This is a genomic window from Lysinibacillus sp. ZYM-1 (assembly GCF_001308875.1).
Classification (GTDB): Bacteria; Bacillota; Bacilli; order Bacillales_A; family Planococcaceae; genus Lysinibacillus.
The window spans coordinates 230362-236809 of sequence record NZ_KQ465109.1 but is presented as its reverse complement, the minus strand read 5'-3'; the positions used below and the strand labels follow the sequence as shown (position 1 = coordinate 236809).

The 6448-nt window shown below is 37.6% G+C and carries 4 protein-coding genes; all 4 read left to right on the top strand.

What is annotated here, in order from left to right; genetic code table 11:
- Positions 1-357 precede the first annotated feature (357 nt).
- Genes AO843_RS05215 through AO843_RS05200 form a run of 4 tightly spaced genes read left to right on the top strand, consistent with a single transcriptional unit; the run spans position 358 to position 6439 of the window.
- The gene (locus AO843_RS05215) at positions 358-2394 is read left to right on the top strand and encodes a hydantoinase/oxoprolinase family protein (protein ID WP_054610098.1); all 2037 of its coding nucleotides are present in this window, start codon (positions 358-360) and stop codon (positions 2392-2394) included.
- 3 nt (positions 2395-2397) lie between these two features.
- Complete coding sequence (locus AO843_RS05210) at positions 2398-4077, top strand: hydantoinase B/oxoprolinase family protein (protein WP_054610097.1); 1680 nt, start codon at positions 2398-2400, stop codon at positions 4075-4077.
- A 12-nt stretch (positions 4078-4089) separates the two neighbouring features.
- A complete protein-coding gene (locus tag AO843_RS05205) occupies positions 4090-4842 on the top strand; it encodes an IclR family transcriptional regulator (RefSeq protein ID WP_054610096.1) in 753 nt (250 codons plus the stop codon).
- 22 nt (positions 4843-4864) lie between these two features.
- Positions 4865-6439, top strand: a complete 1575-nt coding sequence (locus tag AO843_RS05200) for an OPT/YSL family transporter (RefSeq protein WP_054610095.1) — start codon at positions 4865-4867, stop codon at positions 6437-6439.
- Positions 6440-6448 lie beyond the last annotated feature (9 nt).

Genomic DNA, 6448 nt, shown 5'->3' with positions numbered 1-6448 from the left:
ATTCGGCATTGATTTACCAAATATTGAAAATGAAAGAGAAAGAAAAATGACAAAAGTCATAGAGAGTGAACTTCTCGATGGCTTTTGTCTACAGTCTGAGATCCTAGTTTAAAAACTAGGATCTTTTTTTATGTACATAAAAAACGTGAGAAGTTTCCTTATATAAATACGTTTGGTATTTTTTATTAATAGTTCTCTGATATTGGAAGGAAAAAGCGGATTTTTACAACGATCTGCAATTGTCAAATGAATTTTTATTTAAAAAATACATTGAATTTTCTTTTTCTTTTAAATATAATTTACTTAATTCTAATTCGGAACACTGTTCCGATAATAGGGACACGGAGGGATGGAGTCTTGAAAATCGCAACAGATATTGGCGGTACTTTTACCGACCTAGTTTATACAGACGAAAAGGGAAATCTTCATTTTGACAAGGGACATACAACACCTGGGCATTTTGAGGATGGTATATTAAACGTATTAGGACGACATGTAACCGAGGATTCTCTCATTGAATCATTTATTCATGGTTCAACAGTTATTATCAATACATTAACCGAGAGAAAAGGGGGCGTAGTTGGGCTAATTACTACAAAAGGCTTCCGTGATGTATTAGAAATTGCACGTGGAAATCGACCAGACTTATATAATTTTAAATATAAAAAGCCAGAGCCATTTGTAGAGCGTTACTTACGACAAGAAATCGATGAGCGCATTGATTTTAAAGGAAATATTATGAAAGCGCTTAATAGGGATGAAGTCGGAGATATTGTTCGTCAATTTAAGGAATTGGGTGTAGAGGCTATTGCAATTTCTTTGATTCATGGCTATAAAAATCCAATTCACGAACAGCAGCTAAAAGAAGAAATTTTAAAAATTTGGCCTGAAGTGTATATTACACTTTCAAGCGAAACGATTAAGGAATATCGTGAATATGAAAGAACAAACACAACTGTTTTAAATTCATATGTGAAGCCAATTGCTCACGCTTATTTAAAAAGTTTAAAAGAAAAATTAAGCACAATCGGTATTACAGATCATCTGAAAATTATGCAATCAAATGGGGGAACAACAAGCTTTGATAAAGCAATGGAGTTGCCAATCAATCTAGTTGAATCTGGTCCTGTAGCGGGTATGTTTGGAGCTGCAAAATTAGGTGAACTTCTAAATGAATCCAATATTATCGCCTTTGATGTAGGTGGTACGACAGCAAAATGCTCACTTATTACAGATGGCAAAGTAAATGTTACAACAGATTATTATATCGAAAGAAATGAAAAATTTGCTGGCTATCCAATCAAAACACCTGTTGTGGATATAGTTGAAATCGGCAATGGTGGGGGCTCTATCGCTCGTGTAGATCAGTTTGGTTCCTTAAAGGTTGGACCAGATTCTGCTGGTGCAAACCCAGGTCCTGTAGCATATGGTTTAGGTAATACACAGCCTACGATTACAGACGCAAATGTCTATTTAGGAAAATTATCATTAGCGAACTTCGATAATCCAGTGTCTATTGACAAAGTGGAGGAGGCACTTGTTGAGGCGATTGCGAAACCTTTTAATGTTTCAGCCGAAGAAGCAGCACAAGGCATTTTAGATATTGCGAACTCGAATATGTTAAATGCATTGAAGCTAATCTCCATTCGTAAAGGCTATGATCCAGAAGATTTTACAATGGTAGCCTTTGGTGGTGGCGGTCCATTACATGCCATTAATTTAGCGGAAGAATTAGGCATGAAAAAAGTCATTATTCCATATGGTTCTTCTGTTTTTTCTGCATTAGGCATGATGATGACAGAGTATCGACAAGACTATATCCAAACAAGTTTAATGGACTTTAATCAAGCTCATCTTGCGGAAATTCAAGAAAATATTGATCAAGCGATTGCAAATGCCTATGCAGATGCACCTTTATCAAAAGAGCATTATTATTTCGAGATTAATTATGATTTACGCTATAAAGGCCAAGAGCATGCAGTAAAATTGAATGCTTCAAATAGCACCATTCATGATGAAGTGCTTCATCAATTGGCAGAGGCATTCCATGTTAAACATAAACAAGAATTTTCATTCGATTTACCAACTACTCCAATAGAATTAGTAAATCTACACCTTACCATCTATGGAAAAGATGAGGCTGTTCAATTTAAAGAATTAGATTTCTCTCATATTGATGTGTCAACATGTATCAAAACAAAACGCAACTTATATGTGAAAGAAAAGGGTTGGGTAGAGGTCAATGTGTATGATCAACAAAAGCTAGCTCCGGGCTATGTCATTACAGGTCCAGCAATCGTAGAAAACCCAACATCTACAGTCGTGATCAATGAAAAGCAATCTATAGAAATTGATAAATATGGCAATTTGATTGTAGAGATGGAGGGGAAATAAATCATGAAAAAAGACGTTTTTGCTGTAGAGATTATTCAGGATTCATTGTTAGCCATAGGAGATGAGATGTTTGTGGCACTAGCACGTTCTTCGATGAGTCCGGTTATCTATGAAGTATTAGACTATGCTTGTGGTTTAACAGATGCACAGGGTAACTTAATTAGCCAAGGAAATGGTGTTACAAGCTTTATTGGGATGCTAAGTCCAATGGTGCAACGAGTGATTGAAAAGTTCGATAATGGCAAAAAGTTACACGAAGGCGATGTCATTATTATAAATGACCCATACGTTGGGGGAGGATCGCATTTATCAGATGTCGGCTTAGTACTCCCAATTTTCTATAACGGTGAAATTATTGCTTACTCAGCCAATAAAGCACACTGGACAGAAGTAGGGGGCATGGATCCTGGTTCATTTACAAGTAATTCCAATGAAATCTATCAGGAAGGTCTACAACTACCAGGTGTCAAACTTTATCATAAAGGGGAATTGAACGAAGCCATTTATGAGATTATTTCTACAAATGTTCGTTTACCAGAACTATCTATCGGCGATATGTTTGCACAAGTTGCTGCCTTAAAAACGGGTGAAAAACGAATCGCAGAGCTTTGTCAGAAGTTTGGTGCCGAATCGGTGAAATTATCCATTCAAAAATTATTGGACAAGGGTGAGAAAATTGTGGAGCATGAGCTTCAACATTTACCAAAAGGCGAGTTTTATGCGGAGGACTTTATTGAGGGGGATCCATTAAAGGGAGGACCTTACCCGATTAAAGTGAAAGTTACGATTAGTGACCAAGAATTTATTTGTGATTTTAGGGGCTCACACCCAGCGGTGAATGTGCCAGTAAACTGTTCACAATTTGGCTTAATGGCGAGTGTGCGTGTTATGTTCTTGGCATTACTTGGGGATATTGATGTGATTAACGAGGGGGTCTTTAAACGCTTAACGATTTTAACGGATGAAAATTCCATTGTCTCGGCTAAACGTCCACACCCAGTATCCATGAACTTTGAGGCACGTATTGGAGCAGCAGATTTAATTTGGAAAGCACTTGCACCACATTTACCAGAAAGATTATCTGCAGGTCACTTACAATCTGTTTGTACGTTTATTCTGACAGGTAAAAACCCTGAAAATGATGAGTCATTCCTCATCGTTGAACCATCAGTTGGTGGTTGGGGAGCAGCGAATGATGAAGATGGTCAAAGTGGGCAATACTGTATGGGGGATGGTGAAACCTATAATCTTCCTGTGGAAATTGCTGAAACCAAATATGGGATTCAAATTGATGAATATAGCTTAAATTGTGACGGTGCAGGTGCAGGCCAATTTAGAGGTGGTTTAGGTGTACGTCGCGTGTATACCATCAATAATGATGGTCAAAAGGTTTCTGTTAACTTAGGTAGACATCAATTCGCGCCATTCGGATTAAGTGATGGAGAAGAAGGCTCTCATAACTATTTAATCGTTCACAAAAAAGATGGAACAACAATTGGACCAGTTGGTGTACTAGCCAATTATGAATTGCAAAAAGGCGACCGTATTGAGCTTGTTACAGCTACAGGCGGTGGTTATGGTAATCCACTTGAACGAAGCAAAGAGGCCATTGAACATGATTTGTTAAATGAATATATTTCTGTAGAAGTAGCGAGAAAGCATTACGGTTATCAAAACGCTTAAAGGGAGAAATAAATGACTGTCAAGACATTAAAAAACTCATTAGATATACTAGAGTGTTTTGCGACGACAGAAAATGCATTAGGTGTTCGTGAAATTTCGCGCATGATGAAAATGCCGACAAGTGTCGTACAAAGAACCATCAATACATTTACAGAAGCGGGTTATTTAATACAAGATGAGAGTACAAAAAAATATAAATTAGGCTATAAAATGTTTCTTTTTTATGATGTGCTCTCACATACGAAGGACCCACACTCGACCATTTATGAATTGATGGGAAATCTTGCAAGTGAAATTAACGAATCGGTATTTCTCACTTATATGGACAATGAATATGGTGTCACAACGAAAATCGCCGAAAGTAATAAAAATGTAAAGTATGCGGTGTCTTTAGGAACAAAGACACCCCTTTACATCGGTGCTTCCTGTAAAGTCATGTTTGCCTTCTTAGAGGAGGACAGACAACTTGAATTAATAGCCTTTTTTCAAAACAAGCAATCGAAAGAAGAGCATCAAGAATTTCTTGAGACGTTAAGGGAGGAGCTGCAATGCATCCACCAAAATAAATGGTGTGTGACCATTGGCGAATATAATGAACACGCTTTTGGCATCAGTGTACCGTTATTCAACTATAAGAAAGAAATAATCGCATCTCTTACAATTTCTGGATTAGTATACGATATAAATGATCAAAGGGAGAAATATATGCTTGAACAGTTAGTGAAAGTAGCTCATCAGATACAATCACACATTTCAAAACTATAACAGCAATAGGGGAGCTGACACTATGAATAATAAAGTATTACATCCACGGGCTTTGGAGCCTGTAACTCTACTAATGATCGTCTTAACATCTGTTATTGGGGCCATTATTGGGATACAGCTGATTACGACTTTAGGGATTTCTGCCAATACATCTATTGTTGGGGCAATATTCGCGATGATTTTAGGAAGAATTCCAATTGGCAAATTAATTGCATTTAAATCGGTGCATAGACAAAATATCATTCAAACGGCCATTTCATCAGCTACTTTTAGTGCTGCGAGTAGCTTAATGTTGCCAATTGGTATTCCATATGTTTTAGGCTATGAAAATTTAGTATTACCGTTGTTTATCGGTGTTATTTTAGCGATGTTTGTTGATGCTTTATTATTATATAAATTTTTTGATACAAAGATTTTCCCAGCTGCAGGAACTTGGCCACCAGGGATTGCGACAGCTGAAGCAATTAAAGCTGGTGATAAAGGCGGTAAAAATGCCAAGGTATTAATTGGTGGTGTTTTACTCGGTATCGTGGGATCTGTTCTTAAAATTCCAATGTCAGCTTTTGGGGTAGCGTTTATCGGTAATATTTGGGCGCTTACGATGTTTGGGATTGGTCTTTTACTAAGAGGCTATTCTGTTCAATTATTTAATATTGATTTAAATGCCTATTATATTCCACATGGCATTATGATTGGTGCCGGCATCGTGGCTCTGTTCCAAGTAGCTTTCACTCTCCTAAGTAAACGCTCTGCGAAAAAGTCAGAAGAGTTAAGCTATTCAAAAGATGCTAAAGAAATTCGCCGAGGTTTCGGTGTAGGGTTTATTGCTTATTTAGCGATTGCCTTATTAATCGCTATTTTAGGCGGTATTATCACACATATGTCGTTCGGAATGTTAATAGGTTTCATCGTCTTTGCAACAATTGCAGCATTTGTACATGAGCTTATCGTTGGTATTGCGGCGATGCATGCTGGTTGGTTCCCAGCGTTTGCAGTGGCATTTATTACACTGATTGTTGGTATTTTAATAGGCTTCCCTGCACCAGCTCTTGCGTTATTGGCAGGTTATAGTGCAGCTACAGGGGTAGCATTTGCGGATATGGGCTATGATTTGAAAACAGGTTTTATTTTACGTGGGAATGGTAGTGATCCAGCATTAGAAAAAGAAGGGCGCAAACAGCAAATGATCGCTGGTATGTTAGCCTTCTCAATTTCTGCGATTGTTGTATTATTATCCTACAAATCATATTTTGCACAAGGTTTAGTAGCACCTGTTAACCATGTTTATGCAGCAACTATTCAATCTGGCGTTACGGGCGATGTAGCGAAACAACTAATGATTTGGGCTATTCCAGGGGCATTGATCCAATTGATTGGTGGTTCAAAACGACAAATGGGTATTCTTTTTGCTACAGGTTTATTACTGATCAATCCAATTGCTGGATGGGCGGTATTAGCTGGTATCTTACTTCGTGTTATTTTCACGTACGTGACGAAAGGTAAGAGAGAATCTGAAATGACTGTCTTTGCAGCAGGGGTTATTGCTGGGGACGCTTTATACAGCTTCTTCTCTTCTATTCTAAAAATAGGGAAATAGAAAGGAGTA

Coding starts and splice junctions, on each gene's coding strand:
- AO843_RS05210 (WP_054610097.1), top strand. CDS start 2,398: ATGAAAAAAGACGTTTTTGCTGTAGAGATTATTCAGGATTCATTGTTA.
- AO843_RS05205 (WP_054610096.1), top strand. CDS start 4,090: ATGACTGTCAAGACATTAAAAAACTCATTAGATATACTAGAGTGTTTT.
- AO843_RS05200 (WP_054610095.1), top strand. CDS start 4,865: ATGAATAATAAAGTATTACATCCACGGGCTTTGGAGCCTGTAACTCTA.